The organism is Curtobacterium sp. B18, assembly GCF_000333375.1.
Classification (GTDB): Bacteria; Actinomycetota; Actinomycetes; order Actinomycetales; family Microbacteriaceae; genus Curtobacterium.
In genome coordinates this window covers 1-3,311 of the sequence record NZ_BACZ01000616.1, presented here as the reverse complement: position 1 = coordinate 3,311, position 3,311 = coordinate 1, and the positions used below count along the sequence as shown (strand labels likewise).

Here is a 3,311-nt window from a genome sequence, read left to right as displayed (position 1 = left end):
CCGCTCGCAGGACGGGGGTCGTTGACGTGGACATCGCGACGATCATCGGCATCCTCCTCGCCTTCGGCGCCCTGTTCGGCATGGTCGAGATGGAGCACGTCGAGCTGGCCGGCCTGTTCCTGCCCGCGCCGATGCTGCTCGTGTTCGGCGCGACGATCGGCTGTGGCATCGCCAGCACGACGCTCAAGGATGCCATCGCGAGCTTCAAGGCCGTCCCGAAGGCGTTCACGGGCAAGGTCACCCCGCCGCAGTCGGTCATCGACGACGTCGTCGGGTTGGCGGAGACCGCCCGCGCGAACGGCCTGCTCGCGCTCGAGCAGGAGGCCGACAAGCACGACGACCCCTTCATGAAGAAGGCGCTGCAGAACATCGCGGACGGCACCGACGGCGACGAGCTGCGGATCCTGCTCGAGGACGAGATCGAGTCGAACGCCGCACCGGTCCGGTCGGCCAGCTCGTTCTTCATGGGGCTCGGCGGGTTCGCCCCCACCGTCGGGATCATCGGCACGGTCGTGTCGCTCACCCACGTCCTCGCGAACCTCGGCAAGCCCGACGAGCTCGGTCCCCTCATCGCGAGTGCGTTCGTCGCGACGCTCTGGGGCCTGCTGACGGCGAACTTCCTGTGGCTGCCGATCGGCGGCAAGCTCCGCAAGCTCGCGCAGCTCGAGGCCGACCGCCAGACGCTGCTCATGGAGGGCCTCCTCGCCGTGCAGGCGGGCAGCCAGCCGCGTCTGCTCGGGGAACGTCTGACCGCGATGGTCCCGCCTGGCGCGCGTGGTGGCGAGGCCAAGGGCGGCAAGGGGAAGTCCGGCAAGGGCAGCGACGCGGGCGCCGACGACCAGCAGCTGGCGGCCTGACCGTGAGCGCGAACCCCCGCGGCCGCGGTCGCGGCCGCTCGAAGAAGTCCCACGACGAGGCCGAGCACCCCGACGAGCGCTGGATGGCGTCCTACATGGACATGATCACCGTGCTGATGTGCATGTTCCTCGTGCTCTTCGCGATGTCGACGGTCGACCAGCAGAAGTACATCCAGCTGAAGAACTCGCTCGCCACGGGCTTCGGCGAGGTCAAGTCGCAGAAGATCGACACCGCGTCCGGGACCGTCGTGACGAAGGACGAGGTGAAGGACGGCTCCGGCTACTCCGTCGACAAGTCGCAGGCGGACCACTCGACCGCGTCGTCCGGCACGAAGGACACGAACGTCGACCCGGCGTCCACCGTCGTCCCGAAGACCGCGACGAAGGCGGACGTCCAGGCGGCGCAGCAGGAGCTCGACGACCTGCAGGCGATCGAGCAGGCCATCAAGGCGAACCTCGCGAAGGCCGGGCAGACGTCGAACGTGCAGTTCACGGTCGATGCGCGCGGCCTCACCGTGCGGCTCGTCGGCAGCGAGACGTACTTCACCACGAACAGCGCCGACCTGTCCGACCAGGCGAAGCGGATCATGGACGCGATCGCCCCGGTGCTGAAGACGAGCGGCCACGACGTCAGCGTCGAGGGGCACGCCGACCAGCGGAACTCGACGGCACCGTACGCGACGAACTGGGAACTCAGCGCCGCCCGCGCGACCGGGGTGCTCCGTGACCTGGTGGAACGCGGCGGGATGCCGGCCGACCACGTCCAGAGCGTCGGGTTCGGGTCGAGTCGTCCGCTGGCGAAGGGCGGGACGGACGCCGACCTCACGCTGAACCGGCGGGTCGACATCGTGGTGCTCTCGAACCAGGACCAGGACGTCAGTGCCCTGATGCCGGCCCTGGCGAAGGCGCAGGACGGAGCACGGACCGGCTGAGCGAACGACCGCCCGCCCGCCCCCAGAACGAGGCACAGCCGCGGCACAGCACTGACGGGTCCGCCACAGCGGACCGATAGACGCACCCGTGACCGAGACCCTGCCAGCGCCCGAGGTGTACGACTTCGCGCGCCCGTCGACGCTCGCCCGCGAGCACGCCCGGGTCCTCGAGCTCGCCTTCGAGACCTTCGCGCGCCAGTGGGGCACCCAGCTGACGGCGAAGGTCCGCGCGGTGAGCCAGGTCACCTGCGAGCAGGTCCAGATGACGACGTACGACGAGTACGCCGCGTCCCTGCCCGCGCTCACGGGCATGGTCCTGCTGCCGATCGCGGACGTGGTGCCGAAGGGCGTCCTGCAGGTGCCCCTCGACGCCGCCCTCACCTGGGTCTCGCACGCGCTCGGCGCCTCGAAGCCGCTCCCGACACCGGACCGGACGTTCACCCCGATCGAGCAGGCGCTCGTCCGCAAGATCGTCGAGGACGCCCTCGACGACCTCCGCTACTCGTTCGGCGGGCTGCTCGCCCACGACGTCACCGCGGGCGGGTTCCAGTTCAACTCGCAGTTCGCCCAGGCCGCCCAGAAGGGCGACCTCATGATCGTCGCCTCGTTCACGATCCGCGTCGGGGAGCGCGTCGCCCCCGGCACCCTCGCGCTGCCGGCCGACGCGGTGCTGCCGCAGCTCGGCGAGACCGCCACGCACGTCTCACCGGCCGACGCCCGCGCCCTCGTCGACGCGCAGCTCGCCTCCGTCCCGGTGGGCGTCAGCCTGCGGTTCGCGCCCGCCACGGTCCTGCCGTCGCAGGTCCTCCGCCTGGCCGTCGGCGACGTCCTGCCGCTACCGCACCCGCAGCACCGTCCCCTCACCATCGCGGTCGACGGCGAGCCCGTCGGCACCGCCGCCGTCGGCGCGAACGGCTCGCGCCTCGCCGGCATCGTCGTCACCACCACATCGGAGCAGCCCGCATGACCGTCACGACCACCCTCCACACCCAGGCGGCCGAGGCACTCGCCGCGCAGCTCCCGACGGCCGCGCCGCTGACCGCGGTGGCCCAGCCAGGAGGCGCGACACCCGTCGCGCTCGAAGCGGCCGGTGACGCCGTGGTCGCGTCCTTCGTCGGCGGCCTGTCGGCCGACCTCGTCCTCGTGCTCACCGACCTCGAGGCCGTCGTCGCCGCCGGTGGCACCGACCACGGGATCGTCGACGTCACCGACGTGCTGCGGCCGTCGCTCGAGGCCGCCGCCGGTGTCCTCGGCGTCGGCGTCCTCGGCGACGCGCGGCGCGAGTCGGCCTCGGCGCTCCTCGCCGACCCGGACACGGTCGTCTTCGAGCTGACCGCCGGTGGCGTCCCCGGCGGCTGGTTCGCCCTGCGCGTCCGCGAGAACGGCACCGTGTCGGCGTCCGCCGTCCAGGCGCCGGTGCTCGGCATGCCCGCCGGGAACCTCGGCCGGATCAACAACGTCGAGATGACCCTGACGGTCGAGATCGGCCGCACCCGGATGTCCGTCCGCGACGTGCTCGGCA

Annotated in this window: 4 protein-coding genes; all 4 read left to right on the top strand. The window is 71.7% G+C overall.

Features of this window, described 5'->3' with window-relative positions:
- Positions 1–26 precede the first annotated feature (26 nt).
- Entirely contained in the window at positions 27–857 is an 831-nt protein-coding gene (locus I5E_RS16650; protein ID WP_022907983.1) for a motility protein A, read from the top strand.
- A 2-nt stretch (positions 858–859) separates the two neighbouring features.
- Positions 860–1,789, top strand: a complete 930-nt coding sequence (locus tag I5E_RS16645) for an OmpA/MotB family protein (protein ID WP_022907982.1) — start codon at positions 860–862, stop codon at positions 1,787–1,789.
- 88 nt (positions 1,790–1,877) lie between these two features.
- Positions 1,878–2,756, top strand: coding sequence for a flagellar motor switch protein FliM (locus I5E_RS16640; protein ID WP_022907981.1), 879 nt, complete (start codon positions 1,878–1,880; stop codon positions 2,754–2,756).
- The coding region (locus I5E_RS16635; protein WP_022907980.1) for a hypothetical protein at positions 2,753–3,311 on the top strand (559 nt) is incomplete at its 3' end. The genes I5E_RS16640 and I5E_RS16635, both read left to right, overlap by 4 nt.